A 26,705-nucleotide genomic window follows, 5' to 3' on the forward strand; every position below is an offset into this window, starting at 1 on the left:
TACTGGAGGCCCTGATCCTCCCTCGATAATCAAGGACATAACATGAGCAATACCGTCACCCTGCAAGGCAACCCGGTTTCCGTCGCCGGTCACTTCCCGGTTGCCGGCGAACAGGCCAAGCCCTTCTCCCTGGTGGCCAAGGATCTCTGTGACGTGACCCTGGCGAACTTCGCCGGTCAGCGCAAAATCCTGAACATCTTCCCGAGCGTCGATACCCCGACCTGCGCTACCTCAGTGCGCAAGTTCAACGAGCAGGCAAGCGCCCTGAACAACGCCGTGGTGCTGTGCATCTCCGCCGACCTGCCGTTCGCCCAGGCCCGCTTCTGCGGCGCCGAGGGTCTGGACAAGGTGGTAAACCTGTCCACCCTGCGTGGCGTCTCCTTCCTGCAGGACTACGGTGTGGCCTTCTCCTCCGGCCCGCTGGTGGGTCTGGCTGCCCGCGCCATCGTAGTGCTGGATGAGCACGACAAGGTGCTGCACAGCGAGCTGGTGGCCGAAGTGGCCGACGAGCCGAACTACGCCGCCGCCCTGGCCGTGCTGTAATAGCGTCGGGTCGACAAAAATCCCGCCGGGGCCATGCCCCGGCGGGATTTTTTATGGGCGGCTGCCGTCAGGGGGAGGTGGCGAGCGGCTGCGATGGGGGCTTGGGTTGCCACTCCACATAGGGGCGGTGCAACCTGGCGTAGATCTCGGCCAGCTTGCCGGAGGCGGCGAGCCGGTCAATCGCCTCGCCGAGGAAGCGATCCATCTCGTCGCCGGCGGGCCCCTTGGCGATGATGAAGACATCCTCGAAATCCCCCAGATGTTCCCGGTGGATGTTGGTGAGCTTGAGCCGGCGCAACATCAGGTCGGCCTCCTCCTGGGCCCAGATGAAGGCATCGATGCGACCGCGGGAGAGCTTGCGCAGGGACTGCTCTATGCTCATCGACCGCTGCAGCGGAATGGGCAGAAAGCCGGGGGTCGCCTCGATCAGCAGATCCCGCTTGGTGGGTACTATGCCGTAGGCCATGTCGGGGGTGATGATGTGGTCGGTATTGCTGTAGAGCACGTGGGTCACCTTGCCAAAGCTGCGGGTGCTGAAGCGATAGGGCAGCAGGTCGGCATCCTGCAGGTTGCGGATGGCGGGCAGGCTGAAGTCGGCGGTGCCGGCGATCACCCCGGCCATGGCCCGGGCGAGGGGATAGATGGTGATCCGGATGCTGATATCCGGATAGAGATCGTCGATGGCGCGCACCAGATCGACGAAAGGACCCGTCTTGTCGGCATTGATCAGCCCCGGCAGCTCGCCGAGGTGGGCGTTGATGATGCGTACCGGCTTGGCGGCGGGGGTGGCCTGGGGATCGGCGCGGGAGAGCCCCAGGCTGGTCAGCCCCAGCAGGGCGAGCAGCAGCAAGAGGGGCAGGGTGGGGGATCGGGTCATGGTCGGGTCGCTCCGCCTTGAGAGGTTTTCTGAAGTGTAGCCAGCGGCACCCTGGCGCGGCGGGGTGGCCCGGAACCGGCACCTGGGTGGATTGGGTTTTACTTATGGGCCCCCGCTCACTAGACTTCGCCCTCCCACTTGCTTATCCGTACCGTGCCATGACCTTTGACCAACTCGCCCTTGCCCCCGCCCTGCTGGCGGCCCTGCCAACCAATCTTCAGCACCCGACCCGGGTACAGCAACTGGCCATCCCAGCCGCGCTGGCGGGACGGGATCTGCTGGCGCTGGCCCGCACCGGCAGCGGCAAGACCCTGGCGTTCGGCCTGCCGCTGCTGCAGCGGCTGGATCCCGCCCTGGCAGAGGTGCAGGGGCTGGTGCTGGTGCCGACTCGCGAGCTGGCGGTGCAGGTGAGCGAGGCGTTGCAGGGGCCGGCCGCCGGGCTGGGTCTGCGGTTGGTGACCCTGTGCGGCGGGGTGGAACAGGCGCAGCAACAGGCCGAGCTGGCGCTGGGGCCGCAGCTGCTGGTGGCGACCCCGGGGCGGCTGCGGGATCTGTTGGGCCAGCAGCTGCTGACCCTGGCCGGCCTGCGCACCCTGGTGCTGGACGAGGCGGACCGCCTGCTGGAGATGGGGTTCTGGCCCGATATTCAGTGGCTGATGAAGGCGATGCCGGACGCGCGGCAGCAGATGCTCTTCTCCGCCACCCTGCCCGCCGAACTGGAGGCGCTGGCAACCGGTCTGTTGAAAGAGCCCGCGCGGGTGGAGGCGGATCCTCGCAACAGCGTGGCTGACGACATCGAGGAGCGGCTCTATCTGGTCAACAAGAGCAGCAAGGTACCGGCGCTCATCAGCCTGCTCAAGGCCCACGAGTGGCCGCAGGTGCTGGTCTTCATCAGCGCGCGGGACGACGCCGACGGGGTGGCCCGCAAGCTGGCCAAGGCGGGCATCGCGGTGGCGGCCCTGCACGGTGAGAAGGAGCAGGCGGTGCGTGAGCAGGCGCTTGGCGACTTCAAGGCGGGCAAGGTGCGGGTGCTGGTGGCCACCGATCTGATGGCGCGCGGCATTCACGTGGAGGCGCTGCCGCTGGTGATCAACCTGGACTTGCCCGCCAGCGCCCCCGTCTACGTGCATCGCATCGGCCGCACCGCCCGGGCAGGGCGCAGCGGGCTCGCCATCTCGCTCACCTGCCATGGCGAGGCCGACACCTTGGCGGCGATCCGCACCCTCACCGGGCGTGAGCTGCCGCTGGCTTCGCTCACCGGCTTCCCGGTGACCGACAAGCCAGCCAGCGGGGAGGGCAAACGCGCCCCCCGCGACAAACAGGCCAACCGTCGCACCCAGGCCAAGCGCAGCGTCAAGCAGTTCAAGGGCAAGGCGTAGCGCCCCCCGTCATGACCGGTGTGACAGGCCGGTTCATCGCAGCACCAAACAGTGAAAGGGTCGGGGCCAAACCCTGACCCTTTCTGTTTGCCCACCTGGTCACTATCAAATAGCGGTCGCTTCGCTATGCTCCATGGGTTTCACCATGGAGGGATGACGAATGACCAGTCTGGTAATGGGCCCCCTGCTGGGCCTCGAGTCAGAGACCGAGTACAGCATCTGTTTTATGGCGCAGGCCAGTTGCAAGAGTGCAGCCGTGCGGATCAACGGCGAGCTGCTGGCCGCCAGCAAGCAGGCGGATACCCCGAGAGGCGGCTTCTGGCGGCTGGTCTGGCAGGCCAGTCCCAAGAGCAAGGCCGGCACCCCCGTCGACTACGAGATCCTGCTGGACAACAAGCCGGCGCAGGATCTGGCGGGATACGACAAGTGGCAGTTCCATCTGCCGGGCAAGAAGGAGCCGGTGCGGATAGGCTACGCCTCCTGCAACGGTTTCTCCGACTTCAAGCTGCTCACCTCCACTCCGGCCCCCTACGTCATGTGGGACAAGCTGGCCGCGGAGCACAAGGCCCATCCCTTCTCCCTGTTGCTGATGGGAGGAGATCAGATCTATGCGGACTCCCTCTGGACGAGCGTGCCGACCCTCAAGGCCTGGAACGAGCTGGACCGGGCAGAGAAGGTCAAGCGCAAGGCGACCCGGGCCATGGTGGAGCAGCTCGACCGCTTCTATTGCGATCTCTACTGCAAACAGTGGGGCCGCCTCGAGGTCGCCTTCATGCTGGCCCGGGTGCCGAGCGCCATGATGTGGGACGACCACGACATCTTCGATGGCTGGGGCAGCTACCCCGAGGATCTGCAGCGCTGCGAGGTCTATCAGGCCATCTATGCCGCCGCCACCAAGTACTTCCGGCTGTTCCAGCTGCGTACCGGTGCCAACGGGGCGCTGCTGGACAAGGGGCTGAATCACCACTCCTGGCGGCTCGGTTTCAGGGGCTACCAGATCCTGGCGCTGGACAACCGGGCCAACCGCACCCGCGACCAGGTGATGAGCCCGTCCCAGTGGGATCAGGTCAACGCCGCGCTGGCCGCCTGCGACACGGGCCACCTGCTGGTGCTGGCGGGGGTGCCCGTGGTCTATCGCGACTTCTCCTTCACCGAGGCGGCGTTCGATGCCACCCCTTGGGAGGAGGAGCTGACCGACGATCTCAAGGATCATTGGCGGGCCAAGGCCCATCAGGGGGAGCGGGCCCGCCTCATCATGCGGCTGCTGGACAACGCCAGGCAGCGGCGCCAGAAGGAGCCTGGCTGCAAGACCCTGATCCTCTCAGGCGACGTGCACGTGGGGTGCCTCGGGGTCATTCAGGACAAGCGGGAGGGGCTCAACGTGCACCAGCTGGTCTCCTCCGGCATCGTCCACCCCTGTCCCACCCAGTTCCAGTGGATGGGGATCCTCGCCATGACCAACGACGATCCCGAATACCTCGATGAGAGCCGGCTGATCCGCGCCGAGCTTATCAAGCCGTTCGGCGCCCCCGTCTACCTGCGTACCCGCAACTTCGCCACCCTGCTGATGGGCAGTGACGACAAGCTGTGGGCGAACTGGCATTGCGAGAACGGCCTGGCGGCCAGCTACCCGCTGGCCTGATGGCCGGGGAAATACGAAGGGCCCGTCAGGGCCCTTTTTTCATTGCGTTGGTGTGGCGGAGTCACGGGCGAAGAAGTCGCGCCGAAACTGGCCGAGCACCGCCTCCCTGTGCTGCTGCCAGCTCGCCTCGTCCATGTTGCCCCGGCTGGCCGCCAGCTGCTGTTCGAGCTCGGTCAACTGCTGCTGGTAGCGGCTGCGCTGATCCAGCTGCTGCTGGCGGCTGGCGGCAAACTGCAGGGCAGCCTCGGCCTGTGCTGCCGGCAGGAAGTGGTGGGCCAGGGTGGCGAGCTCCTCGTCCCCCCACAGCTGGCGTGCCTGCTGCAGCCGGGCCGCCGGGTTGAACAGTTCAGTCGCCAGATCCGGGTGCTCCGCCACCCACTCATCCTGCAAGCGGCTGAGGGCATCCAGCCGCTCGGCCAGCGGCAGCTGCTCGCTCTCCTGCGCCAGCTGCTCGAGCGCCAGGGCGTAGCGCCCCTGCAGCCGAAACAGGCTCTCTCCCTCGCCAAGCCAGCTGGCCTCTGCACCTTCCAGATTGGCCAGCCGCTCGGCCAGCGGCAGATCGCTGTCGCTTACCTCGCTGGCGAGCTGCTGGCTCAGCGCCTCCGGCATGGCTCGCCAGCTGGCGGGAGGTGGCTCGGAGCCGGTCTGTGTGGCGGCAACCGGCGAGGCGAGCGCCGGGGAGCCTGGCAGCTGTGCCTGCACGGGCGCAGCGGCGCCCGATGGGGGCTGACTGGTGGAGGCCGGGCGCGCCGGCTCCTCCTGTGCGCCCAGGTTGAGCAGCAACAAGGCCAGCAGCGCCAGCGCCAGCAAGCCGTAACGGCGCTTCATCGGCTGATCTCTCCCTTGACCGGGAAGTGATCGGAGAGGTTGCTGGCGGGCCAGAGGCTGCCGTCGCTGCTGCGCGGGATCCAGACGCTGTTGAGGTTGTGGCTTGCGGCGCCGTACTCCCGGCTCACCACCAGATAGTCGAGGTACTCCACGTTGGCGCCGCCGGAGAGTGGGCCACCGGCATAGGGGTTGATCCTGGGATCGAAGGTGGCCTCGGTGTAGCCGCCGTAGGCCGGCTCGTCGGCGTCGAGATTGGCCAGCATGCCGGCGTAGTCGTCGGCAAACTTGCGCTTGTTGACGTTGAAGTCGCCGCCGTAGATGACGGTGTCGCTGGCGGGAATATTGAGGCTGGCGGCCAGGGTGCGCATCTGGCCGAACTGGATCTGGCGCAGCCGGCGCGCCTCGTCGGTGTCGAAGCTGGCGGTGTGGGTGGCGAACAGGTGCCAGGCCTTGCCCCCCTTGATCACCTCCGCATACATCACCCCCTTGTCGGCGAAGCAGTCGGTGCCGGTGCACTGGGGATAGACCAGCTGGGCCTCGCGCACTATGGGGTAGCGACTGACGATCACCACGCCGCCGTCGTGGATGTTGACCCCCGGCTTGTCGAGCACCTTGGTCTGGTAGGGGTACTCTTTGGCCAGCGCCTGCAGGAAGCCTTCGCGGCGGCCGTCGAACACCTCCTGCAGCAGCAAGGCGTCATAACCCTTGAGGTGTTCGGGCAGCAGCGCCAGCCGCTCGCCGATGCTGGAGGCGATCACCGGCAGCGCCCAGACGTTGTAGCTGGCCACCTTCAACCTGGTTTCGGCAGGTTCGGGTTGCTCCACCTGTTTGGGCGGGGTCAGCATGTAGTGCAGATCGTCGTAGCGGCCGGTGAACTTGGCGGCGAAGGCCAGCTCCTGCGGCCCGCTCAGGCGGTGAATGGCGCGATCGCTCTGCCAGCCTGAGTTGTCTGCCGGCGTCTCGCCGCCGTGTTGCAGGGTGCTGTTCCACCAGGTGCCCTCCATCCGCTGGTTGAGGCGGTAGGTGTCACCGCTGGGGGTGGTGACCCGGGTTTCGAACAGATAGCTCTTGCCCGCCTTTACCCCCTCGTAGCGGTTGAAGCTGAGCACCATGGCGCTCTCCCAGGGGCCCAGCTCAGTCCTGTGCTGGATCCACTGGCTGCCGGCCTGCAGCTCGCCGGAGCCGCTCTGGCGGATCTCCAGCTGGACCGGATCCGGGCTGTTGTTGGTGAGGTAGACATCGGTATCGGCCAGCGCCTGCAGCGGAAACTGGCTGGCCAGCAGCAGGGCGGCATAACTGACGGGCTTGTGCATCATGAAGTCCTTTTGGTTGAGACACGCGGGAAAGTGACTGTTATGGCGGGCACAGAGGTCATTTCATTTACATTTTTGTTACAAATAAATGAAAGGCCCCATATGGGGAGGCAGGGCGAGCGGACAGGTTGGCGAAGAGGCGGGGCGTGCCGGTTGGCACGCCCCCGAGGGGCTCAGCGGCTGGCCAGCGGGTAGGTGAAGAGGGCCAGGTGGGCGAAGTTGAACAGGAAGTGGATCGCGATGGCGACGCTGAGGCGCCCGCTCAGCAGGAAGGCCAGACCATAGCAGGCCCCCGCCAGCGCGGCGAACAGCACCAGCAGCGGGCCACCGGCCAGGTGGGCGGCGCCGAACAGCAGGCTGGCTACCAGCACCCCAAGCCAGCGCCGGCTGCGTGCGGCGATCCCCTGCTGCAGGAAGCCGCGAAACAGCGCCTCTTCCGCCACGCAGGTGAACAGCAGATTGTTGATGGCAAACAGCCACCACCAGCCGGGCAGTCCTACCTCGGGTTTGAGGGCCCCCAGCTGCCAGGCGGCGATCAGCAGGGCCGCCAGCGGCACCAGCAGCAGTGCCAGCCTGCGCCACTGAACGGCGCCGCCTGGGCCGAGCAGGGCGGGCCAGGCCAGCAGCAGACCGAAGAAGACCAGCGGCTTGTCGAGGTTGAGGTACATGTTGAAGGGCACGCTGGCGGGGCCGGCCTGCACCTGATCCAGCACCTTCAGGTTGGTGAAGCCGGGGATGAGGTGTAGCATCAGCGCCACCGCCCACAGCAGTACGGCGCCCAGGGCGACGGCGCGCCAGGGCTGGGGCAGGGAGGGGGTACGCCAGGCCAGCAGCAGACCTGCCGCGCTGGCCAGCAGGGCGACAGGGCTCAGGTGGCCGAGGCCAAGAGCCGCCAGCAGGGCGACCGCCAGCATGATGAAGCCGGGCAGACGCTGCCGGGCCAGACAGAGCAAGACGGCCAGCGCCAGTGCTCCCCAGATGAGTGAATCAGGTAGAGGTAACATTGAGTCTCCAGGGCCGATGAAAGTGCCGCACCTTAACAATGGGACATCCCATGAGACAAGGCTCAATAAGCTGGTCGGATCCCCACGCGGCAGGAGAGAGCAGGCGAGCGGCCATAAAAAAACCGGAGCTGGGCTCCGGTTTTGGCAAGGGTGACAAGGCGTCTCAGCGGCCGGATTCGGCGATCACCCGGGCGATGATGTCGGCGCGCAGGTTGGCGTCCAGCTCGCCCAGGGCGATCAGGCCGGCCTTGAAGATCACGTTCTTCGGCAGGCTGACGTCGTCCAGGGTGGTGATGGCCTCCACGTGCAGGCCGTTCAGGCGGCTGGCATCGCGCGGACTCAGGTTGACCTGGGTGTTCAGCACCTGCTTGCCCTTCTTCTTGGGCTGGGCGGGTTTCTTCGGCTGCTCTTCCAGCTCGTCTTCCGGCAGTTCGTCATCAAAATCGTAAATAGACATAGTCAATCCTGTTGGTTGGGCGAGGGGCCGTGAGCCCGACGTGGTTGTTCCGATGGGGTCAATCAGCCCATATCCTCGTTGCGGATAAAGGCGCGCCAGGAGACGAGCACCTGGGCAAAATCTTCCAGCCCGCACATGGCCAGCTGTTCATCATCGTAGTAGGCGAGATCGTCGAGATCCTCATCCTGCTCGATATTGAGGACGTTGGCCTTCACCTCGGCCTCCTCGTGGGTCAGCAGCAGGGAGTAGTCGCCGCCAAGCAGCCGGTATTCGGTGCGGGCCCGGCTGGAGAGCTGATCGATGATGGCGAACAGCTCGTCGAGTTTCTCCTCGTCCTTGCCCACTTCGTCGATCAGCCACTGACCGATGGCCTCGTGGCCCATGGAGAACCGGGCGCGATAACCGCCGAACGGATCGCGGCGAAATTCATAATCCATAGTTCAGTCCATAGCGGAAGGGTGAGTCGTCATGGGCAGGGGAAAATCCTGCTCCATGGCGGGGCGCATATAGCGTAAAGTGGCCTATTCTAGCGAGCCCCCCCTCGCTTGTCTTGAAGATGTGGCATCTTTGCCCCGCTACCGGCGCTTTGTGGCCGCTCCGGCCCCCGCTTTGGAGATGTGATGCAGCTAAACGATACCCTCGCGCGCCAGAGAATCAGTCGGGCGATGAAGATCCTCTCTTCTTCGGCCAACGTGATGGACGAGCCACAGCGACTCATCATCGCCTCAGGCTATTCCCGTTTCGTTCAGCGGAGTACCTATGCAGCTCAATGACACCCTCGCACGGCAGATTGTCAGCCGGGCCATGAAGATCCTCTCTTTCTCGGTCAACGTGATGGACGAGCACGGCCTTATCATCGCGTCCGGCAACCCGGAGCGGCTCCATCAGCGCCACGAGGGGGCCGTGCTGGCATTGACCGAGAACCGGGTGGTGGAGATCAGCGAAGCGACCGCCCGCGAGCTCAAGGGGGTGCGCCCCGGCATCAACCTGCCCATCGCCTATCAGGGGGAGCTGCTCGGGGTCATCGGCATCTCGGGCGATCCGGACGAAGTGCGTGCTTACGCCGAGCTGGTGCGGATGACCGCCGAGCTGATCCTGGAGCAGGCGGCGCTCACCGAGCAACTGCAGTGGGACAAGCGTCACAAGGAGGAGCTGGTGCTGCAGCTCATCCGTGGTGAAGGGCGCGAGGATCAGTTGCAGCAGGCGGCCCGCTTTCTCGGGCTGGATCTGGCCCAGCCGCGGGTGGTGGCGGTGCTGGCGCTGGAGGAGGCCGACCCGGCCCGGCTGCGGGAGCTGGTACACCTGCTGGAAAACCCGGAGCGGGACAACCTGGTGGCCATCAACGGCCTGGACGAGATAGTGGTGCTCAAGCCCGCCCAGCTCAGCGACGGCATCTGGCAGTCGGCGCAGGAGCGCAGTCGCATCAAGCAGTTGCTGGCCCGCATCCCCCACTTTCGGGTGCGCATCGGGGTGGGTGATTACTTCGCTGGCACCGGCGGGCTGGCGCGTTCCTACCAGACGGCGCGGGACACCTTGCGCCGCGGCATGCGGCAGGCGCCGCGCAAGCAGGTCTATTTCTTCGAGGATTACCGGCTGCCGGTACTGCTCGGCAGTCTGGCGGACTCCTGGCAGGCGGATCAGCTGCGGGCCCCGCTGCACAAGCTGGCGCAGGAGGACACAAAGGGAACGCTGCAGAAGACGCTGCGCCAATATTTCTTGCAGGATTGTGATCTGCATCCCTGTGCCGAAGCCCTGTTCATCCACCCCAATACCCTGCGCTATCGGCTGACCCGGATCGAGCAGATAACCGGGTTGAATTTCAACAAGTTAGATGACAAGTTCCTGCTCTATCTCGGGCTCAATCTCGACAGCTGATTTGTTCATATATACAGAAAGTTGCGTTTTTAAAAGCTGATATTTGGTTTTTTGACCAAAGCATTCCGATCCCGGATCACCATAATGGCCACCATTCACTCACTAGAAAGGTGCCCGTCATGACCCCGGTTACAGCCCTTGGCGCCCTCGCGGCGCTCTCCATCGCCATCTTCCTGATCCTGAAGAAGGTGCCACCCGCTTACGGCATGATCGTCGGCGCCCTGGCCGGCGGCCTGATCGGCGGCGCCGATCTGACCCAGACCGTCGCCCTGATGATCGGCGGCGCCCAGGGGATCACCACGGCGGTGATGCGGATCCTGGCGGCGGGCGTACTGGCCGGCGTGCTGATCGAATCGGGCGCCGCCACCACCATCGCCGAGACCATCGTCAAGAAGCTGGGCGAGACCCGCGCCCTGCTGGCGCTGGCGCTGGCCACCCTGATCCTGACCGCGGTCGGCGTGTTCGTGGACGTGGCCGTCATCACGGTCGCCCCCATTGCGCTGGCCATCGCCCGCCGTGCCGATCTCTCCAAGGCGGCCATCCTGCTGGCGATGATCGGCGGTGGCAAGGCGGGCAACGTCATGTCGCCCAACCCCAACGCCATCGCGGCGGCGGACGCCTTCCACCTGCCACTCACCTCTGTGATGGCGGCCGGCATCATCCCGGGCCTGTTCGGGCTGGTGATGGCCTACTGGCTGGCCAAGCGCCTCAACAACAAGGGCAGCAAGGTGGCCGCCGACGAGGTGGTGAGCTTCGATGGCAGCAAGCTGCCGGGCTTTGCCGCCGCCATCAGTGCGCCCCTGGTGGCCATCCTGCTGCTGGCCCTGCGCCCCATCGCCGGCATAGTGGTGGATCCGCTCATCGCACTGCCTCTCGGTGGTCTGGTAGGTGCCCTGATGATGGGCAAGTTCGGCAAGGTGAACCAGTTTGCCGTCTCCGGTCTCGCCCGCATGGCGCCGGTGGCCATCATGCTGCTGGGTACCGGTACTCTGGCGGGCATCATCGCCAACTCCGGTCTCAAGGATGTGCTGATCAGCGGCCTGACCGCCTCCGGCCTGCCCTCCTACCTGCTGGCCCCCATCTCGGGTGCCCTGATGTCGCTGGCAACCGCCTCCACCACCGCCGGTACCGTGGTAGCCTCCAACGTGTTCAGCTCTACCCTGCTCGAGCTTGGCATCAGCAGCCTGGCGGGGGCCGCCATGATCCACGCCGGTGCCACCGTATTCGACCACATGCCCCACGGCTCCTTCTTCCATGCCACCGGCGGTAGCGTCCACATGGGCGTGGGTGAGCGGCTCAAGCTCATCCCCTACGAAACCGCGGTCGGTCTGACCATCGCCGTTGTCTCCACCCTGATGTTTGGCGTGTTTGGCCTCGCCTAAGGAATTGATATGAAAATTGTTATCGCCCCCGATTCATTCAAGGAGAGCCTCAGCGCCATGGCGGTGGCCGATGCCATCGAGGCCGGTTTCAAGCAGGTGCTGCCGGATGCCACCTACGTCAAATTGCCGATGGCTGATGGCGGCGAGGGCACGGTGCAGTCCCTGGTGGACGCCACCGGCGGTCGCATTCTGCCCTTCCATGTGACCGCCCCCCTCGGCAACCAGGTAGAGGGCTTCGTCGGTCTGCTGGGGGATGGCGAGCGCGCCGTCATCGAGATGGCGGCGGCCTCCGGCCTGCATCTGGTGGCGCCTGAGCTGCGCAATCCGCTGCACACCTCGAGCAGCGGCACCGGCGAGCTGATCCTGGCGGCCCTCGACATGGGGGTGAAGCACCTGATCCTCGGCATCGGCGGCAGCGCCACCAATGACGGCGGTGCCGGCATGATCCAGGCGCTTGGCGGCAAGCTGCTCAAACGCGACGGTACTCCCATCGCGCCGGGCGGCGCCGGTCTGGCCGAGCTGGCCACCATCGATCTGAGCGGGCTGGATTCGCGCCTTGCCAAGATCACCATCGAAGTGGCCTGCGACGTGGACAACCCGCTGTGCGGGCCGAAAGGGGCCTCCGCCGTGTTCGGTCCGCAGAAGGGGGCGACCCCCGAGATGGTGGCGCAGCTGGACGCCAACCTGGCCCACTACGCCGACTGCATCGAGCAGGCCCTCGGCAAGCAGGTGAAGGAGATCCCGGGGGCGGGCGCCGCCGGCGGCATGGGGGCGGCCTTGGTGGGCCTGCTCGGCGCCGAGCTCAAGCCCGGCATCCAGATCGTCATCGAGGCGTTGAAACTGGCCGAGGCGGTGGCCGACGCGGATCTGGTCATCACCGGCGAGGGGCGCATCGACAGCCAGACCATTCACGGCAAGACGCCAATCGGTGTCGCACGCTGTGCCAAGCAGTTCGGCAAGCCGGTGATCGGTATCGCGGGTTGTCTGACCGACGACTGCGGCGTGGTGCACGAGCACGGGCTGGATGCGGTGTTTGCCGTGGTCAACCGCGCCATGTCCCTGCCGGAGGCGCTGGCCACCGCCACCACCAACCTGCAGCTCACGGCCCGCAACGTGGCGGCGCTCTATCTGCTGCGACTCTGACCCTCTTCTGGCCGGTGCCTGGCGCCGGCCAACCCCGCCCCGTGTCGCGGTGACGACCCGCTCAACTGCGGGTCAGCCCGAAACACCTTGCCGATCCGTCGATCGGCTTTTTTCATTATCCCGCTGTATCCCCAGTGCTTTTCTGCGGTTTCTGTATTCTGGCCGCCGACTTTGCGGCATAGTGATCCCCCATAGTACAAGGAGCGACCCATGATCTTGCTGACCCTGGGGGTACTGCTGTTTACCCTGACTCACCTCTACCCCTGCTTCGCGCCCGACCACAGGATCCGGCTGCACGAGCGGTTGGGGGAGCATCGCTACAAGGGACTCTTCTCGCTGGTGCTGTTTATCGGCATCGCCTGCATCATTGCCGGCTGGCGCACCTCCAGCCCCTTGCCGCTCTATTTTCTGCCCGCCTGGGGACCGACCCTGATGATGGCGGTGATGCCCATCGCCCTGATCCTGTTCTGCTCCGGTCAGGGCCCCAACCACCTGCGGCGCTGGCTGGTGCATCCCCAGCTGCTCGGCACCCTGCTCTGGGCCGGTGCCCATCTGGCGGTCAACAGCGAGGCCCGCTCCCTGGTGCTGTTTGGCGGCATCGGCCTGTGGGCACTGGTGAGCATCGTCTGGATTTCGGTGCGGGACTGGCAGCGCCATCCCCGTCCGGCTGCCAACTGGTATGGCACCGGGCTCAGCGTGGGGGCCGGGCTGGCGCTCACCGCCCTGCTGATCTTCTGGGGACACGGCATGCTCACCGGCATCCCGCTCTATTGAGCCGGTGAACCGGCCGGCGTGTTCGTGCGTATGTCACTCATCTGCCTGACAGGAGTCACTCGATGAAAAGGATTGTCTTGTTGCTGACGCTGGCATCCGGCATGGCCGGCGCCGCCTGCCCCGACTACTTCAACGTGGAGATGCGGGAGCTCAACAGCACCCAGCGCCACAACCTCTGCCAGCTGACCGAAGGCAAGGTGGTGCTGGTGGTCAACACCGCCTCTTATTGTGGCTACAGCGGCCAGTTCCGGGATCTGGAGCGGCTCTATCAGGGCTACAAGGAGCAGGGACTGGTGGTGCTGGGCTTCCCCTCCAACGACTTCAGACAGGAGGCGGGCAACGAGAACAAGACCGCCGAGGTGTGCCGGCGCGACTACGGGGTCACCTTCCCCATGTTCAACCGGGTGGCGGTTCGAGGCTCGGATGCGGTACCCCTGTTCAAGGGGCTGGCGGCGGCAGCCGATGGCGATGCCCCCAACTGGAACTTCCACAAATACCTGGTGGGGCGCGACGGCAAGCTCATCGGCAGCTACGGTGCCAACCAGAATCCGGCGGACGATCCCCTGCAACAAGAGGTCAAACGGGCGCTCGGCCTTTAGCGCTACCCCGCGGCGGGCCGCTCTGGAATAATGGGGGCCCGCTCTCCAGTCTGGTAATCCCGTGCTGCAACGTCTGCCCCAAATGGTGATCTTCGATGCCCTGGTCCGTGAACAGGGGATCTCTGCCGCCGCCCGGCGGCTCGGCGTCTCCAAATCCCACATCAGCAAGCAGCTGGCCCAGCTCGAGGCAGAACTCGGCGCCCAGCTGGTGCAGCGCACCACCCGCCGCTTCTCCCTCACCGAACTCGGCCAGGAGTATGCCCGCCACTGCCGTGCCCTGGTGGCGGTGGCGCTGGAGGCGGACTCCATGGTGGCGGAGCGGCGCGGCAAGGTGAGCGGCGTGCTCCATCTGGGGGTCGGTCAATCCTTCGGCCGGTTGCACGTGATCCCGCGCCTCAAGGCGTTTCAGGATCGCTACCCCGAGCTGGAGCTGGAAGTCTCATTGTTCGATCACCGCACCAATCTGGTGGATGAGGGGCTGGATCTCTGGATCACCACCTACGAGGACAAACCCGAGGCCCTGGTGGGGCAGCGGCTGGCGGACATCGGCTTCGTGCTGGTGGCTTCGCCGGACTATCTCTTGAGCCACGGCACCCCGCTCCATCCCAAGGATCTGGCCCAGCACAACTGCATCACCTACCAGAGCCGGGAGCGGCGCTACCACGAGTGGTCGTTTCGCCAGGGCAAGGAGCGCCAGACGGTGCAGGTGGCCGGCAACTACCGGGTGGACCTGGCGGAGGCGGTGCGTGACGCCGCCCTGGCCGGGCTCGGCATCGCCTACGTGGCCAACTACCTGCTGGACAAGGAGCTGCAGACCGGCCAGCTGATCCCTCTGTTGCCCCAGTGGCGACCCAACCAGAAGATGGCGGTACACGCCGTCTATGCCAGGCGCGAGCACCTGGATCCCAAGATCCGGCTGTTCATCGATTTCCTCAAGGAGGGTTTCGGCCCCCATCCCTACTGGGAACAGCGGCTGGCCCCCTGGCTCGGCGGCAAATTGTCCGGTACAGAGGAATAATCGTTTCTATTTAAGAACACTGGCTTTCGCTTGATACCAAAATCGAGCCAAATCAGCCAGTTGCCGCAACCGGTATCGTGAAAACGTTTTTGCTAACAGGGCTGTAACCAACTGGACTTGCAGTGGCGAGGCCGGGAGCGCAGAATCCGCGCCCATCTTTTGCCCCACCTGATGGAGTCCCTATGATTGCCCTGCTCGGCATCCTGAGCATCCTGGCCCTGGCCACGCTCTGCTCTGATAATCGTCGTCGTATCCCGTTGCGAACAGTGGGCCTGGCCCTCTGCCTGCAGATCCTCTTCGCCGGCCTGGTACTCTGGCTGCCCGCCGGTCAGCACGTGCTGAACGGGGTGAGCGAGAGCGTGAGCAGCGTGATCGGTTACGGTCAGGAGGGGATCGCCTTCCTGTTCGGCGATCTGGCCAAGTTCAAGCTGGGCTTCATCTTTGCCTTCAACGTGCTGCCGGTCATCATCTTCTTCTCCGCGGTGATCGCCATCCTCTACCACATCGGCCTGATGCCGAAAGTGATCGCCCTGCTTGGCGGCGGCCTGCAGAAGCTGCTGGGCACCGGCCGCGCCGAGAGCCTCTCCGCCACCGCCAACATCTTCGTCGGCATGGTAGAGGCGCCGCTGGTGGTCAAACCCTATCTCTCCAAGATGTCCGACTCCCAGTTCTTCGCGGTGATGAGCTGCGGCCTCGCCTCCGTGGCTGGCGGTACCCTGGTGGGTTACGCCAGCATCGGGGTCGAGCTGAAATACCTGATCGCGGCGGCCTTCATGTCGGCGCCGGCCGGTCTGGCCATGGCCAAGATCCTGGTGCCGCCTGCCGCCGAAGAAGAGGACCATCATCAGGACGTGGTGATCCCGCGTGCCACCAACGTGATTGAAGCGGCCGCCGATGGTGCCATGTCCGGTCTCAACATCGCGGTCGCCGTGGGGGCCACCCTGCTGGCCTTCGTCGGTGTGATCGCCATGCTCAACGGCCTGCTGGGCTGGGCCGGTGACCTGGTGGGGCTGGAGCTGAGCTTCCAGATCATCCTGGGCTGGCTGTTCGCCCCCGTCTCCTGGCTGATCGGCATCCCCTGGGAGCAGGCTCAGGCCGCCGGCGCCCTGATCGGCACCAAGATAGTGGTGAACGAATTCGTCGCCTTCATCGCCCTGGTGCAGGACCAGACCCTGAGCGAATCGAGCAAGGCCATCGTCACCTTCGCCCTGTGCGGTTTCGCCAACATCTCCTCCATGGCGATCCTGATCGGTGGCCTGGGTGCCATGGTGCCCGAGCGCAAATCCTTCATCGCCCGCTACGGCATGCGCGCCATCCTGGCGGGGGTGCTGGCGAACCTGATGAGCGCCTCGCTGGCCGGCCTGTTCCTCGCCCTCTGATTGACCCCAGAAGTTAGCACCTTCCGGTCAGAGCCCGCTTCGGCGGGCTTTTTTGCGCCCGTCTGCCGGCAAAAAAAAGCGCCTCAGGGAGGCGCGGGGGAAAAAGACAGATTGGAAGCGTCACATGGGTGCCACTTGAATGAGGGATGAGCCATGCCATCCAAGTGTGAAGCCATGATGCCTGAGGCTGTCTGAAGCCCTTCTGAGGCGATTCTTCATACTATGTTCATTTTGCTAAACGCAGTGGAGGCTGGTCGGGGGGGCGCGACGCCGTCTGTGGTTTGCTGTTCCAGCGCCGGCAACCAGATTGCTAACGGGATGCCGGCCGCGGCTCAGGGGGTCAGCACAAAATGATCGGCGGTCTGCTGCTCCAGTGCCAGCAGCCAGCGTTTGATGGGGATGCCGCCGGCATAACCGGTCAGCTCGCCGCTGCGGCCGATCACCCGGTGACAGGGCACTATGATGCTGAGCGGATTGCGGCCGTTGGCGGCCCCCACCGCCCGTACCGCCTTGGGATTGCCGATGGCCTGGGCTATCTCGAGGTAGCTGACGGTCTCACCGTAGGGAATGTCGCCCAGGGCGCGCCATACCGATTGTTGAAAAGGGGTGCCCCGGGCGGCGAGCGGCAGATCGAAGCGGCGCAGGCGACCGGCGAAGTAGGCAGCGAACTGTTCGATGAAAGGGGCGAGCGCCTGATCGTCCCGCTGCCACTGGTCGGTCGGCGTCACCGGTTGTTCGCCTCGCACGAACTCCACGTAGCGCAGCCCGTCCCGATCGATGGCGATGAGCAGGGGGCCATGGGCGCTGTCGCAAAAACTGTATTGCATGTTGTCATCCTCGGGTGTCGGGCCTAGTCCACTACCGGCTTGCCGCGGGTCGATTTGATCTCCCCCTTGCGCTTCTTGGCATCGACCCGCTTGCGCTGGGAGCTGCGGGTCGGCTTGGTGGCATGGCGGGTCTTGGGGCGCCAGGCTGCTTTTTTCAGCAGCTCCACCAGGCGGTTCATTGCCTCCTTGCGATTCATGTCCTGACTGCGATGGGTCTCGACCCGGATCAGGATGAAGCCGTCGTGAACCCGGCTGTCGCTCAGCTTGTCGAGCCCCTCCTTGTAGAGCGGGGTGAGGCTGGGGGAGCTGCGGTAATCGAAGCGCAACCAGACGGCGGAGTCGGTCTTGTTGACGTGCTGACCACCGTTGCCCTGTGCCCGCATGGTCTGGAATTGCAGCTCATGCCAGGGCAGGGTGACGCTGTTGGAGATGACTAACATACTGCTGTGCTCTTGTTTGGTGCAGCGGCGCAGGCTGGTTCAGCTTGGTGCCTCATAATGGGGCGAGCTGCGCTCCCTTGGTGATGTCGGGAGAGTCCTGCTCCAGACGTAAATGCTATCTTTTTGAAATTAAACAATAAAAAGACTTGGCACAAGAATTGATTCCCCATTCATGACATACCATGGATTGGGAGCAACCAGATGAAGCTGATTACTGCGATTATCAAACCCTTCAAGTTGGATGACGTGCGCGAGGCCGTCGCCATCCTGGGGGTCGAGGGTCTGACCGTGTCCGAGGTCAAAGGGTTTGGCCGCCAGAAGGGGCACACCGAATTATACCGGGGAGCCGAGTATCAGGTCGACTTCCTGCCCAAGGTCAAGCTGGAGATCGCCACCGCCGATGACAACGTCGAAGGGGTGATCGAGGCGATCTGCAAGGCCGCCTACACCGGCAAGATAGGTGACGGCAAGATCTTCGTCTACGACCTGCTGCAGGCCGTGCGCATTCGGACCGGCGAGAACGACGACGAGGCGCTCTGACGGCCCTGACGGGGCTGGTGGTCGATGGGGTGTCGCTGATTGACTCCATGGCGGGGCTGGATAGGATTCTATCCGGCCCCTTTGTTTGAACGGCGTTTAAATATGTGATCCCGCAACGTCAGGATTTCTTGATCCTGCTGTCGAGCTCAATGCAAAATGCAAACAGCAATGGTTCTCACTCGATATAGCAACTCAAGGAATGGATGATGAAAATGAAGATGTTGGCACTGGCTTTCTCTGCGTTGGCGGCTCAGTCGGCGTTTGCCGCAGGGGAAGTGAATGTCTACTCCAACCGCCAGGATGAGCTGATCAAGCCCATCATCCAGCAGTTCGAGAAAGAGTCTGGCATCAAGGTCAACGTGGTGTTCGCCAAAGAGGGGCTGAACGAGCGTCTGGAGCGGGAAGGCAAGCTCTCCCCGGCGGATCTGATGCTGACCGTCGACATCAGCCGGCTGACCGATCTGGTGGACAAGGGGCTGGTGCAGCCGGTGGACAGCAAGATCCTGCAGGAGAACATCCCCGCCATCTATCGTGATCCGGACAACCGCTGGTTCGCCCTGACCACCCGGGTGCGCGCCATCTATTCCAGCAAGGATCGCCTCGGAAAGCTGGACACCATCAGCTACGAAGATCTGGCCAAGCCTGAATTCAAAGGAAAAATCTGCACCCGCAGCGGCAAGCATGAGTACAATGTGGCGCTGGTCTCCTCCATGATCGCTCATCACGGCATGGCGGATGCAAAAACCTGGCTGGAAGGGGTCAAGGCCAACCTGGCGCGCAAGCCGCAGGGCAACGACCGGGATCAGGTCAAGGCGATCAAGGATGGTATCTGTGACGTGTCGCTCGGCAACAGCTACTACCTGGGCGCCATGCTGAAGGATCCGGCGCAGAAGTCCTGGGCCGATGCCGTCTACATCAACTTCCCGAACCAGGGGGATCGCGGTGCCCACGTCAACGTGAGCGGCGTGGCCATGACCAAATATGCCAAGAACAAGGCCGAGGCCCAGAAGCTGATGGAGTTTCTGGCCGGCGACACCGCCCAGCACATGTATGCGGACGTGAATGCCGAGTATCCGGTCAAGGCCGGGGTCGAGCCTTCCGCCATGGTCAAGTCCTGGGGCAGTTTCAAGTCTGACCCCATGCCGGTCAGCGATTACGCCAAGCACCGCAAGGACGCCTTGCAGCTGCTGGATGAAGTGAAATTCGACTTGTAATCAGATGGGGCCAACGGCCCCATCAACCTCTGTGGTCTCATGAAAAATTTTGGATGGATTACCGGCAGTTGGGCCAGCGCCCTGCTGCTGGCCTTGCCGGTGCTTGCCCTGGTCTTCTCTGCCTTCTCGGCCGACGGAGATCTGTTTAGCCACCTCGCCGATACCGTGCTGTTCGACTATCTGGCCAATACCCTGGGGCTGGTGGTCGGGGTCGTGCTGCTCAGCCTGCTGTTCGGCGTGCCGACCGCCTGGCTGGTGGCCATGTGCCAGGTGCCGGGGCGCCGGGCCCTGCAGTGGGCGCTGATGCTGCCCATGGCCATGCCCTCCTACATAGTGGCTTACGTCTACACGGATCTGCTCGACTACTCGGGTCCGCTGCAGGCGGGGCTGCGGCAGCTGTTTGGCTGGAGCAGTCCGGCCGACTACTGGTTTCCGGCCATCCGCTCCCTCGGCGGCGCCGCCTGGGTGCTGGCGCTGGTACTGTTTCCCTACGTCTATCTGCTGACCCGCGCCTCCTTTCTGGAGCAGTCGGTCAGCCTCATTCACTCCAGCCGCCTGCTGGGTTGCAGTCCCTGGCAGAGCTTTCGCCGCCTCAGCCTGCCGCTGGCACGCCCCGCCATCATGGTGGCGGTATCCCTGGTGGCGATGGAGACGTTGGCGGACTTTGCCACCGTCCACTTCTTTGCCATCAACACCCTGACCACGGCGGTCTACGACACCTGGCTTGGCTATGGCAGTCTGGCCACCGCCGCCAAGCTCTCCTGTCTGATGCTGCTGGCGGTGGTGTTGCTGATCGCACTGGAGCGCCGCTCTCGCAGCCGGCAGCAGGTGTTCCAGAAGTCCATGGGCCACGAGCAGCCGCTGCGCTACCCGCTCAAGGGGATTCGCCGTTGGCTGGCCGCGATCTGGTGCTGGGGGCTGGTGCTGGCCGGCTTCGGCCTGCCGTTCGTCATCCTGCTGGATTACGGCGTGCGCTACTTCGAATTGTCGTGGACGCCGGAGTTTGTCCGCTTCGCCGGCAACAGCTTGGCTATCTCGGCGCTGACCGCTCTGCTGGCCATGGGCATCGCCCTATTGCTCGGCTTCTGCCGCCGCCTCGATGGCGGGTTCAAGAGCCTGCTGCCCCTGCGCATCGCCGCCATGGGCTACGCCATGCCGGGTACCGTGCTCGCCATCGGGGTGCTGGTGCCGCTCACCGCCCTCGACTTTGCCATCAACGATCTGGCCGAGTGGCTGGGGCGTCAGGGGCCTGGGTTGCTGCTGACCGGCACCCTCACCGCCATCGTGTTCGGCTATCTGGTGCGCTTCGTGGCCATCGCCATCGGCTCGGTGGAGAGCAGCATGGGCAAGATCTCCCCCAGCCTCGACATGGCGGCCCGCTCCCTGGGGCTGGGGGATGGCGCCATGCTGCGGCGGGTGCACCTGCCGCTGGTGCGGCGCGGCCTGTTTGCCGGTGCCATGCTGGTGTTCATCGAATCCATGAAGGAGCTGCCCGCCGCCCTGCTGCTGCGGCCGTTTAACTTCGATACTCTGGCGACCCACGTCTACCAGTTCGTCTCGGACGAGATGCTGGAGCGCGGCGCGCTCGGCGCCATCGTCATCGTGCTGGTGGGGTTGTTGCCGCTCATCTGGGTCAACCGCAACCTGGATGGGGCGGGGCACTGAGCCCGCCAACCTTGAAATGTTGTCCGGCCGCCGGTCGGTCTGGTTCAAAAGAATATGAGGAAGTCAGCCTTGTCCTGTTTGCAGGTTGAAAATGTCAGTTGCCGTTACAACGGCCGCAATGTGCTGGAACAGCTCTCCCTGACGGTGGCTGACAACGAGATTGTCTGCCTGCTGGGGGCGAGCGGTTGCGGCAAGACCACGCTGCTCAAGGCCATCGCTGGCCTGCTGCCGCTGGCGGAGGGCACGATTCGCCTCGGCGATACCCTGCTCGACGGGCCGGGTGCCAGCGTGCCGCCCGAGGCGCGCAACATCGGCATGATCTTTCAGGATTACGCCCTCTTCCCCCACCTGACGGTGGCGGACAACGTCGGTTTCGGTCTGACCCGGCTCGATCGCCGTGTCCGCCAGCAGCAGGTGGACGAGGCGCTGGCGCTGGTCAATCTGCAGGGGCTAGGGGATCGCTATCCGCACCAGCTCTCCGGCGGCCAGCAGCAGCGGGTGGCCATCGCCCGCGCCCTGGTGTGCAAGCCGCGGCTGATGCTGCTGGACGAGCCCTTCTCCAACATCGACACCCAGGTGCGAATGAAGTTGATCCTTGAGATCCGCGCCCTGCTCAAGCAGCAGGGGATCGGCGCCATCTTCGTCAGCCACAGCAAGGAAGAGGCCTTTGCCTTCGCCGATCGGCTGGCGCTGTTTCGCGCGGGTCACATCGAGCAGGTGGGCCAGCCTGAGCAGCTCTATCGTCGCCCGCAGAATCGCTTCGTGGCGGAGTTTCTCGGCGGGGTCAACTACCTGGCGGCCGAGGTGGTGGACGGTCACTGCGTGCGCACGGCGCTCGGGGTCATCTGCGGCAGCGAGCCTCACGGCCGGGCTGTGGGTGAGTTGCTGCAACTGATGCTCAGGCCCCAGCAGCTGCTGCTGGAGAGCGCCGCGGATGGCGAGCTCAAGGTGGTGGAGCAGCAGTTCTTAGGCCACCACTGCCGGGTGCTGTTCGAGAGTGGCGAGTTGCGGCTGGAGGCGAGCATCGGCGAGCCGCTGGAGGGCGCGCGGGCACGGGTCAGGGTGACCCCTCACGCCCTGGTGTTGTTTGACCCTTTACCCTGAACGCGTGATATCGTCGTGAAATCAATGAACTGGAACCGCGCTGGTTTATAATCGCGCAACGCTAACCGCCCATATCGCCAATGTCTGTTCAGGGGAGAGATATATGAAAGCCCAAGCCGGGATCTGTGCCGAGCCCAATCTGCACGCCCTCTATCTGATGTTCAACCGCACCGGTGACGCCGCCGAGCTGGTGGCCCGTCTGGCCAGGCTGCCGGCCCTGTGGGAGGCGGTGGCCGCCGATTTCCCCGCTGCCGGCTTCAGCGGTCTGGTCGCCGTCGGTGCCGACGCCTGGGATGGCCTCTATCCCGCCGCCCGTCCGCCCCAGTTCCGCGGCTTCATGGCGCAATCCGCCAACGGCCAGGAGGCCCCCAACACCCCGTTCGATCTGTTCGTACAGTTGCGCGCCGATCGGGTGGATGTGCTGCACCACGCCGGTCAGCGCGTCATGGCCCTGCTGGCCGGGCTGGTGGAGCTGGCGGAAGAGGTGCGCGGTTTTCGCAACCTCGACTGCCGCGACCTGACCGGTTTCGTCGACGGCACCGAGAACCCGCAGGATGAGCACCGCGCCGAAGTGGCGTTGCTGGCCGATGGCGAGTTTGCCGGCGGCTCCTACATCCACGTGCAGCGCTGGGTCCACGCCATGAGCGACTGGGAGAAGCTGGCGCAAAAAGAGCAGGAAGACATCATAGGTCGCACCAAGGTCGACAACATCGAGTACGAGTCGGCCGACAAGCCGCTGACCGCCCACATCAAGCGGGTCAACCTCAAGACCCCGAAGGGGGAGTCCATGGAGATCCTGCGCCAGAGCATGCCCTGGGGCACCATGACCGAGCAGGGGCTCTACTTCATCTCCTGCTGTCGCACTCCGCTGCACTTCAACGCTATGCTGGCCAGCATGTACAAGGGGGAGGGCAGCCACTTCGATCACCTGCTGCGCTTCACCAGGGCGGTGACCGGCGCAGCCTTCTTCGCTCCCTCAGAAGATTTTCTGGTAGGGCAGGGCAAATAAGGCTCGCCCACCCGCAGATAACAAAAATCCCGGCCTTGGCCGGGATTTTGCGTTCTGGAGCAACCGCCACGGGGCGGTTGCCGCCCTTACGGCGTCTGTTCGAACAGCTCGAGGGCGGAGAGGTAGAGCTCCTCGATGTCGGTGTCGCTGGTCGGGGTGATGAAGATGGTGTCGTCACCGGCGATGGTGCCGAGGATCCCTTCGGCCTTGCCGAGGGAGTCGAGCAGACGGGCGATCAGCTGGGCCGCACCCGGACTGGTGTGGATCACCACCAGGGCACCGTTGTGGTCGACATCCAGCACCAGATTCTTGAGCGGGCTGGAGGTGGTGGGCACGCCCAGTTCCACCGGCAGGCAGTAGACCATCTCCATCTTGGCATTGCGGGTGCGAACGGCGCCGAAGCGGCTCAGCATGCGCGATACCTTGGACTGGTTGATGTTTTCGAAGCCCATCTCTTGCAGGGCAGTCACTATCTCTGCCTGGGAGCCAAATCGTTCTTCTTTCAGCAAGGCTTTAAAGGCCTTGGCCAGTTTTTCTTGCTTGTCGTTATGCTTCATCTTGGACTCACGAATGAGGAGGTTTGGCTGCCTGTCACGCTCAGGCGGCAGATATGAACAGCGTGCCCATTTTGCATTCATATGCCTATTTTTGCAAGGAAGCGGCGCTTGTTCTGCATATTGATTCAAATATAGCTTGCATCCACCCATGCCAGCGTTAGAATCAGGACGAAATTTTGAAAACTTATTCAATTGGGCTGTATGGGTATTGAATTAATCGGTATCGAAAAATCCTGGCACAAGGTGCCGGTACTGCAACAGGTCAGCTTTCGGACCGCGCCCGGTGAAACCCTGGTGCTGCTGGGTCCGAGCGGTGCCGGCAAGAGCTCTCTGCTGCGCATGATGAACCTGCTGGACACCCCGGATGCCGGTGTCCTGCGCATCGGTGAAAGTGAATTTTCTTTCCCCTCCAGCCTCTCCACCGCCGAGTTCAACCGCCAGACCCAGGCGCTGCGGCGCAAGGTGGGCATGGTGTTCCAGCAGTACAATCTGTGGCCCCATCTCACCGTGATGGAGAACCTCATCGAGGCGCCCGTCAAACTGCTCGGCATGAGCAAGGCGGCGGCCATGGAGAAGGGGGGCTATCTGCTGGCCCAGCTGCAACTGGCCGACAAGCGCGACGCCTGGCCGGCGCGGCTGTCCGGCGGTCAGCAGCAGCGGGTGGCCATCGCCCGTACCCTGATGATGGATCCCCAGGTGCTGCTGTTTGACGAGCCGACCGCAGCCCTCGACCCCGAGATCACCAAGGAAGTGGCGGAGATCATCCGCAACCTTGGCCAGACCGGCATCACCCAGGTGGTGGTGACCCACGAGGTGGAGTTCGCCCGCAAGGTGGCCAGCCAGGTGATCTATCTGGAAAAGGGGCGGATCATCGAAGCGGGCTCCGCCGCCATTTTCCAAGCCCCGCAAACCAGCCGGTTTGCCGAATTCTTGATGCATTGATATTCAAATCGATAAGGAAGCTGTCATGAAAAAGAGTCTGTTGCTGATCGCGGCCATGGGCCTGCTGAGCACCCAGGTGCTGGCGAAAGAGATCAAGTTCGCCACCGAGGCCACCTACGCACCGTTCGAATACCTGGACGACAAGAACGAGTTCCAGGGGTTTGACATCGACCTGGCCCGCGCCATCTGTGAACAGGCCAAGCTGGAGTGCAGCTTCCACAACCAGGCTTTTGACAGCCTGATCCCCAGCCTGAAATTCCGTCGCTACGACGCCGCCATCGCCGCCATGGACGTGACCCCGGAGCGGGCCGCCCAGGTCGACTTCTCCGACATCTATTACCAGAACTCCGCCGTGTTCGTGACCAAGAAGGACACCTTCAAGGGGCCGGAAGATCTGGTGGACAAGACTGTCGGCGTGCAGAACGGCAGCTCCCACCAGTCCTATCTGGTGGACAACTGGGTGAGCAAGGGGCTGCTGACCGTGCCCTACGCCAGCTACCAGAGTGCCTTCCTCGACATGATGAACGGCCGTACCGACGGCGTGTTTGCCGATACCGCGGTCGCCGCCGACTGGCTCAAGCAGCACAAGGAGTATGCCGTGATCGGCACGCCGGTGACTGACGCCAAGTACTTCGGTACCGGTTTTGGCATCGCGGTGGCCAAGGGCAATCAGGAACTGCTGACCCAGCTGAACAAGGGGCTGGCCGACATCAAGGCCAACGGCACCTATCAGAAGATCTACGACAAATATTTCGCGCACTAAGCCATGTTGAGCCTGTTGTTGGATGCAGCCTGGATGACCCTCGGGCTGGCCCTGGCATCCCTGGTCGGGGGCATGGTGCTGGCGCTGGCGTTCAGCGCCGCCGAACTGAGCAAGCAGCGTGCTCTGGTGTGGCCGGTGGCCACCCTCACCACGCTTATTCGCGGCTTGCCCGAGCTGCTGGTGGTGCTGTTCATCTACTTCGGCTCGACCCAGGTGCTGTTCCTCATCACCGGCGAGTACGTGGAGTTCAGCCCGTTCGCCTGCGGCGTGCTGGCGCTCTCCCTGCTGTTCGCCAGCTACGCCACCCAGACCCTGCGGGCCGCCCTCAATGCGGTGCCCGCCGGGCAGCGGCTGGCGGCGTTGGCGCTCGGCCTTGGCAAGCGCCACATCTTCTTTCGCATCGTGCTGCCCCAGGCCTGGCGTCACGCTCTGCCGGGACTCGGCAACCAGTGGCTGGTGCTGCTCAAGGACACCGCACTGGTCTCCCTCATCGGGGTGAACGAGATGATGCGCCAGGCCCAGATGGCCTCGGCCAGTACCTATCAACCCTTCACCTGGTATGCCGCTGCCGCTCTCATCTATCTGGCCATCAGCCTGGTGAGTGAGTTCGGCTTGAAGCAGGCTGCCCGTTACACCCGCCGTTACGGAGGCTGATCATGCAGGATTACCTGATGACCCTGCTGGGTGGCCTGGCGATTACCCTGCAACTGACCGCCGGCAGTCTGCTGCTGGGCGTGCTGATGGCGGCGGCCATGACCTGGGTGCTGGAGCGCCGCATCCCGGTGGCGACCCAGCTGGTGCAGCTGTGGGTGCTGGTCTTCACCGGCACGCCGCTGCTGATCCAGATCTTCCTCATCTACTACGGGCCGGGCCAGTTTGCCTGGCTCAAGGAGGGGCCGCTCTGGCCGCTGCTCAAGCAGCCCTGGTTCTGCGCCGTGCTGGCGCTCGGTTTCAATACCGCCGCCTACTCTACCCGGCTGTTCAAGGGGGCGCTCGACGCCATCCCGGCCGGTGAGGTAGAGGCCTGCCGCGCGCTCGGCTTCTCCGCCAGCCAGACCCTGTGGATGAAGGTGCGTCACGCCGCCCGGCGACTGGTACCCGCCTATTCCAACGAGGTGATCCTAGTGCTCAAGGGGAGTTCGCTCGCCAGTACCATCACCATCATGGATGTGATGGGGCTGGCCCAGCGCCTCAATGCCCAGACCTATGACACCCTGGCGGTGTTCACCGTGGCTGGTGCCCTCTACCTGACCATGAACGGATTGTTAACAATTGGTTTTCGTTGGTGTGAACGCAGGGCGCTGGCCTTCCAGGGCTGAAGTCGGCAGATCTACCTATTAATGGTGAGGGGAAGTGCAGGAAATCTGTGCTTCCCCTCCAATTTTTTGCATTTTCCCCCATTTTTATTCGCCGCCTGTTTATTGGCTCACA

The 26,705-nt window shown here is 64.1% G+C and carries 28 protein-coding genes; 19 read left to right on the forward strand and 9 right to left on the reverse strand.

The annotated features are described in order from the left end of the window. Positions 1-42 precede the first annotated feature (42 nt). Positions 43-543 carry a thiol peroxidase gene (tpx, locus tag CK627_RS06965; protein WP_095591987.1) on the forward strand — a complete coding sequence of 167 codons (501 nt, stop codon included), beginning with the start codon at positions 43-45 and terminating at the stop codon, positions 541-543. 67 nt (positions 544-610) lie between these two features. On the opposite strand, the gene CK627_RS06970 is transcribed toward tpx, so the two are convergent. Then, complete coding sequence (locus CK627_RS06970; protein WP_019840840.1) at positions 611-1,420, reverse strand: type 2 periplasmic-binding domain-containing protein; 810 nt, start codon at positions 1,418-1,420, stop codon at positions 611-613. 158 nt (positions 1,421-1,578) lie between these two features. Here CK627_RS06970 and CK627_RS06975 point away from each other — a divergent pair, with 158 nt between their 5' ends. Next, positions 1,579-2,799 (forward strand): DEAD/DEAH box helicase, encoded by a 1,221-nt coding sequence (locus CK627_RS06975; protein WP_095591988.1) that lies wholly within the window; start codon positions 1,579-1,581, stop codon positions 2,797-2,799. 160 nt (positions 2,800-2,959) lie between these two features. Beyond that, positions 2,960-4,441: an alkaline phosphatase D family protein gene (locus CK627_RS06980; RefSeq protein ID WP_095591989.1), complete on the forward strand. Its 1,482-nt coding sequence runs from the start codon at positions 2,960-2,962 to the stop codon at positions 4,439-4,441. A 39-nt stretch (positions 4,442-4,480) separates the two neighbouring features. Here the strand turns inward: CK627_RS06980 and CK627_RS06985 are convergent, their stop codons facing one another. The 5 genes from CK627_RS06985 to CK627_RS07005 form a co-directional block, all read right to left on the reverse strand. Continuing rightward, on the reverse strand, positions 4,481-5,269 hold the full coding sequence (locus CK627_RS06985) for a hypothetical protein (protein ID WP_095591990.1): 789 nt from the start codon (positions 5,267-5,269) through the stop codon (positions 4,481-4,483). Further along, positions 5,266-6,582: a sphingomyelin phosphodiesterase gene (locus CK627_RS06990; protein ID WP_017765275.1), complete on the reverse strand. Its 1,317-nt coding sequence runs from the start codon at positions 6,580-6,582 to the stop codon at positions 5,266-5,268. The genes CK627_RS06985 and CK627_RS06990 overlap by 4 nt, the downstream gene beginning before the upstream one ends. A gap of 173 nt (positions 6,583-6,755) precedes the next feature. Beyond that, a complete protein-coding gene (locus tag CK627_RS06995) occupies positions 6,756-7,586 on the reverse strand; it encodes a CPBP family intramembrane glutamic endopeptidase (RefSeq protein ID WP_017765276.1) in 831 nt (276 codons plus the stop codon). Positions 7,587-7,749: 163 nt separating this feature from the next. Further along, positions 7,750-8,043, reverse strand: coding sequence for a hypothetical protein (locus CK627_RS07000; RefSeq protein WP_005308637.1), 294 nt, complete (start codon positions 8,041-8,043; stop codon positions 7,750-7,752). Between the two features lie 62 nt (positions 8,044-8,105). Continuing rightward, on the reverse strand, positions 8,106-8,480 hold the full coding sequence (locus CK627_RS07005) for a YacL family protein (protein ID WP_005308639.1): 375 nt from the start codon (positions 8,478-8,480) through the stop codon (positions 8,106-8,108). Positions 8,481-8,802: 322 nt separating this feature from the next. On the opposite strand from CK627_RS07005, the gene CK627_RS07010 reads away from it, so the two are divergent. The 7 genes from CK627_RS07010 to CK627_RS07040 all read left to right on the forward strand — a co-directional run bounded on the left by CK627_RS07010 (position 8,803) and on the right by CK627_RS07040 (position 16,213). After that, positions 8,803-9,918: a sugar diacid recognition domain-containing protein gene (locus CK627_RS07010; RefSeq protein WP_044799129.1), complete on the forward strand. Its 1,116-nt coding sequence runs from the start codon at positions 8,803-8,805 to the stop codon at positions 9,916-9,918. 119 nt (positions 9,919-10,037) lie between these two features. Continuing rightward, a complete protein-coding gene (locus CK627_RS07015; protein ID WP_005308643.1) occupies positions 10,038-11,300 on the forward strand; it encodes a GntP family permease in 1,263 nt (420 codons plus the stop codon). Positions 11,301-11,309: 9 nt separating this feature from the next. Next, the gene (locus CK627_RS07020) at positions 11,310-12,443 is read left to right on the forward strand and encodes a glycerate kinase (protein ID WP_095591991.1); all 1,134 of its coding nucleotides are present in this window, start codon (positions 11,310-11,312) and stop codon (positions 12,441-12,443) included. Positions 12,444-12,653: 210 nt separating this feature from the next. Continuing rightward, entirely contained in the window at positions 12,654-13,217 is a 564-nt protein-coding gene (locus CK627_RS07025) for an NnrU family protein (protein ID WP_017787490.1), read from the forward strand. A 62-nt stretch (positions 13,218-13,279) separates the two neighbouring features. Next, positions 13,280-13,816 carry a glutathione peroxidase gene (locus CK627_RS07030; protein WP_017782231.1) on the forward strand — a complete coding sequence of 179 codons (537 nt, stop codon included), beginning with the start codon at positions 13,280-13,282 and terminating at the stop codon, positions 13,814-13,816. 82 nt (positions 13,817-13,898) lie between these two features. Then, a complete protein-coding gene (locus CK627_RS07035; RefSeq protein WP_005308648.1) occupies positions 13,899-14,834 on the forward strand; it encodes a LysR family transcriptional regulator in 936 nt (311 codons plus the stop codon). A 182-nt stretch (positions 14,835-15,016) separates the two neighbouring features. Continuing rightward, positions 15,017-16,213 carry a NupC/NupG family nucleoside CNT transporter gene (locus CK627_RS07040; protein ID WP_005308649.1) on the forward strand — a complete coding sequence of 399 codons (1,197 nt, stop codon included), beginning with the start codon at positions 15,017-15,019 and terminating at the stop codon, positions 16,211-16,213. A gap of 332 nt (positions 16,214-16,545) precedes the next feature. On the opposite strand, the gene CK627_RS07045 is transcribed toward CK627_RS07040, so the two are convergent. Together CK627_RS07045 and arfB are read right to left on the reverse strand one after the other, a co-directional pair. Continuing rightward, a complete protein-coding gene (locus tag CK627_RS07045; RefSeq protein ID WP_017765282.1) occupies positions 16,546-17,040 on the reverse strand; it encodes a methylated-DNA--[protein]-cysteine S-methyltransferase in 495 nt (164 codons plus the stop codon). A gap of 23 nt (positions 17,041-17,063) precedes the next feature. Next, positions 17,064-17,480, reverse strand: a complete 417-nt coding sequence (arfB, locus tag CK627_RS07050; RefSeq protein ID WP_017765283.1) for an alternative ribosome rescue aminoacyl-tRNA hydrolase ArfB — start codon at positions 17,478-17,480, stop codon at positions 17,064-17,066. Positions 17,481-17,681: 201 nt separating this feature from the next. Here arfB and glnK point away from each other — a divergent pair, with 201 nt between their 5' ends. From glnK to CK627_RS07075, 5 genes are all read left to right on the forward strand, one after another. Beyond that, positions 17,682-18,020 carry a P-II family nitrogen regulator gene (gene glnK, locus CK627_RS07055; RefSeq protein WP_005308655.1) on the forward strand — a complete coding sequence of 113 codons (339 nt, stop codon included), beginning with the start codon at positions 17,682-17,684 and terminating at the stop codon, positions 18,018-18,020. A gap of 206 nt (positions 18,021-18,226) precedes the next feature. Beyond that, positions 18,227-19,234 (forward strand): Fe(3+) ABC transporter substrate-binding protein, encoded by a 1,008-nt coding sequence (locus CK627_RS07060; RefSeq protein ID WP_005308657.1) that lies wholly within the window; start codon positions 18,227-18,229, stop codon positions 19,232-19,234. Between the two features lie 39 nt (positions 19,235-19,273). Then, on the forward strand, positions 19,274-20,899 hold the full coding sequence (locus tag CK627_RS07065; RefSeq protein WP_095591992.1) for an ABC transporter permease: 1,626 nt from the start codon (positions 19,274-19,276) through the stop codon (positions 20,897-20,899). A gap of 69 nt (positions 20,900-20,968) precedes the next feature. Beyond that, positions 20,969-22,003, forward strand: coding sequence for an ABC transporter ATP-binding protein (locus CK627_RS07070; RefSeq protein ID WP_095591993.1), 1,035 nt, complete (start codon positions 20,969-20,971; stop codon positions 22,001-22,003). 103 nt (positions 22,004-22,106) lie between these two features. After that, the gene (locus CK627_RS07075) at positions 22,107-23,012 is read left to right on the forward strand and encodes a Dyp-type peroxidase (RefSeq protein ID WP_024942028.1); all 906 of its coding nucleotides are present in this window, start codon (positions 22,107-22,109) and stop codon (positions 23,010-23,012) included. Positions 23,013-23,098: 86 nt separating this feature from the next. Here the strand turns inward: CK627_RS07075 and argR are convergent, their stop codons facing one another. Beyond that, the gene (gene argR / locus CK627_RS07080; RefSeq protein WP_005308670.1) at positions 23,099-23,569 is read right to left on the reverse strand and encodes a transcriptional regulator ArgR; all 471 of its coding nucleotides are present in this window, start codon (positions 23,567-23,569) and stop codon (positions 23,099-23,101) included. Positions 23,570-23,770: 201 nt separating this feature from the next. Between argR and CK627_RS07085 the strand changes: the two genes are divergently transcribed. From CK627_RS07085 to artM, 4 genes are read left to right on the forward strand one after another with little or no spacing between them, the layout of a single operon-like run. Continuing rightward, on the forward strand, positions 23,771-24,511 hold the full coding sequence (locus tag CK627_RS07085; protein ID WP_005308671.1) for an ATP-binding cassette domain-containing protein: 741 nt from the start codon (positions 23,771-23,773) through the stop codon (positions 24,509-24,511). A 25-nt stretch (positions 24,512-24,536) separates the two neighbouring features. Then, entirely contained in the window at positions 24,537-25,274 is a 738-nt protein-coding gene (locus CK627_RS07090) for a transporter substrate-binding domain-containing protein (protein WP_095591994.1), read from the forward strand. 3 nt (positions 25,275-25,277) lie between these two features. Beyond that, on the forward strand, positions 25,278-25,928 hold the full coding sequence (gene artQ, locus CK627_RS07095) for an arginine ABC transporter permease ArtQ (RefSeq protein WP_017782223.1): 651 nt from the start codon (positions 25,278-25,280) through the stop codon (positions 25,926-25,928). 2 nt (positions 25,929-25,930) lie between these two features. Further along, positions 25,931-26,593 (forward strand): arginine ABC transporter permease ArtM, encoded by a 663-nt coding sequence (artM, locus tag CK627_RS07100; RefSeq protein ID WP_017782222.1) that lies wholly within the window; start codon positions 25,931-25,933, stop codon positions 26,591-26,593. The last annotated feature ends 112 nt before the right edge of the window (positions 26,594-26,705 follow it).

Source organism: Aeromonas dhakensis (assembly GCF_002285935.1).
Classification (GTDB): domain Bacteria; phylum Pseudomonadota; class Gammaproteobacteria; order Enterobacterales; family Aeromonadaceae; genus Aeromonas; species Aeromonas dhakensis.

What these genes read in the sequence shown, in the direction of transcription:
- tpx (WP_095591987.1), top strand. Translation starts at nt 43, where the DNA reads ATGAGCAATACCGTCACCCTGCAAGGCAACCCGGTTTCCGTCGCCGGT.
- CK627_RS06970 (WP_019840840.1), bottom strand. Translation starts at nt 1,420, where the DNA reads ATGACCCGATCCCCCACCCTGCCCCTCTTGCTGCTGCTCGCCCTGCTG.
- CK627_RS06975 (WP_095591988.1), top strand. Translation starts at nt 1,579, where the DNA reads ATGACCTTTGACCAACTCGCCCTTGCCCCCGCCCTGCTGGCGGCCCTG.
- CK627_RS06980 (WP_095591989.1), top strand. Translation starts at nt 2,960, where the DNA reads ATGACCAGTCTGGTAATGGGCCCCCTGCTGGGCCTCGAGTCAGAGACC.
- CK627_RS06985 (WP_095591990.1), bottom strand. Translation starts at nt 5,269, where the DNA reads ATGAAGCGCCGTTACGGCTTGCTGGCGCTGGCGCTGCTGGCCTTGTTG.
- CK627_RS06990 (WP_017765275.1), bottom strand. Translation starts at nt 6,582, where the DNA reads ATGCACAAGCCCGTCAGTTATGCCGCCCTGCTGCTGGCCAGCCAGTTT.
- CK627_RS06995 (WP_017765276.1), bottom strand. Translation starts at nt 7,586, where the DNA reads ATGTTACCTCTACCTGATTCACTCATCTGGGGAGCACTGGCGCTGGCC.
- CK627_RS07000 (WP_005308637.1), bottom strand. Translation starts at nt 8,043, where the DNA reads ATGTCTATTTACGATTTTGATGACGAACTGCCGGAAGACGAGCTGGAA.
- CK627_RS07005 (WP_005308639.1), bottom strand. Translation starts at nt 8,480, where the DNA reads ATGGATTATGAATTTCGCCGCGATCCGTTCGGCGGTTATCGCGCCCGG.
- CK627_RS07010 (WP_044799129.1), top strand. Translation starts at nt 8,803, where the DNA reads ATGCAGCTCAATGACACCCTCGCACGGCAGATTGTCAGCCGGGCCATG.
- CK627_RS07015 (WP_005308643.1), top strand. Translation starts at nt 10,038, where the DNA reads ATGACCCCGGTTACAGCCCTTGGCGCCCTCGCGGCGCTCTCCATCGCC.
- CK627_RS07020 (WP_095591991.1), top strand. Translation starts at nt 11,310, where the DNA reads ATGAAAATTGTTATCGCCCCCGATTCATTCAAGGAGAGCCTCAGCGCC.
- CK627_RS07025 (WP_017787490.1), top strand. Translation starts at nt 12,654, where the DNA reads ATGATCTTGCTGACCCTGGGGGTACTGCTGTTTACCCTGACTCACCTC.
- CK627_RS07030 (WP_017782231.1), top strand. Translation starts at nt 13,280, where the DNA reads ATGAAAAGGATTGTCTTGTTGCTGACGCTGGCATCCGGCATGGCCGGC.
- CK627_RS07035 (WP_005308648.1), top strand. Translation starts at nt 13,899, where the DNA reads ATGGTGATCTTCGATGCCCTGGTCCGTGAACAGGGGATCTCTGCCGCC.
- CK627_RS07040 (WP_005308649.1), top strand. Translation starts at nt 15,017, where the DNA reads ATGATTGCCCTGCTCGGCATCCTGAGCATCCTGGCCCTGGCCACGCTC.
- CK627_RS07045 (WP_017765282.1), bottom strand. Translation starts at nt 17,040, where the DNA reads ATGCAATACAGTTTTTGCGACAGCGCCCATGGCCCCCTGCTCATCGCC.
- arfB (WP_017765283.1), bottom strand. Translation starts at nt 17,480, where the DNA reads ATGTTAGTCATCTCCAACAGCGTCACCCTGCCCTGGCATGAGCTGCAA.
- glnK (WP_005308655.1), top strand. Translation starts at nt 17,682, where the DNA reads ATGAAGCTGATTACTGCGATTATCAAACCCTTCAAGTTGGATGACGTG.
- CK627_RS07060 (WP_005308657.1), top strand. Translation starts at nt 18,227, where the DNA reads ATGAAAATGAAGATGTTGGCACTGGCTTTCTCTGCGTTGGCGGCTCAG.
- CK627_RS07065 (WP_095591992.1), top strand. Translation starts at nt 19,274, where the DNA reads ATGAAAAATTTTGGATGGATTACCGGCAGTTGGGCCAGCGCCCTGCTG.
- CK627_RS07075 (WP_024942028.1), top strand. Translation starts at nt 22,107, where the DNA reads ATGAAAGCCCAAGCCGGGATCTGTGCCGAGCCCAATCTGCACGCCCTC.
- argR (WP_005308670.1), bottom strand. Translation starts at nt 23,569, where the DNA reads ATGAAGCATAACGACAAGCAAGAAAAACTGGCCAAGGCCTTTAAAGCC.
- CK627_RS07085 (WP_005308671.1), top strand. Translation starts at nt 23,771, where the DNA reads ATGGGTATTGAATTAATCGGTATCGAAAAATCCTGGCACAAGGTGCCG.
- CK627_RS07090 (WP_095591994.1), top strand. Translation starts at nt 24,537, where the DNA reads ATGAAAAAGAGTCTGTTGCTGATCGCGGCCATGGGCCTGCTGAGCACC.
- artQ (WP_017782223.1), top strand. Translation starts at nt 25,278, where the DNA reads ATGTTGAGCCTGTTGTTGGATGCAGCCTGGATGACCCTCGGGCTGGCC.
- artM (WP_017782222.1), top strand. Translation starts at nt 25,931, where the DNA reads ATGCAGGATTACCTGATGACCCTGCTGGGTGGCCTGGCGATTACCCTG.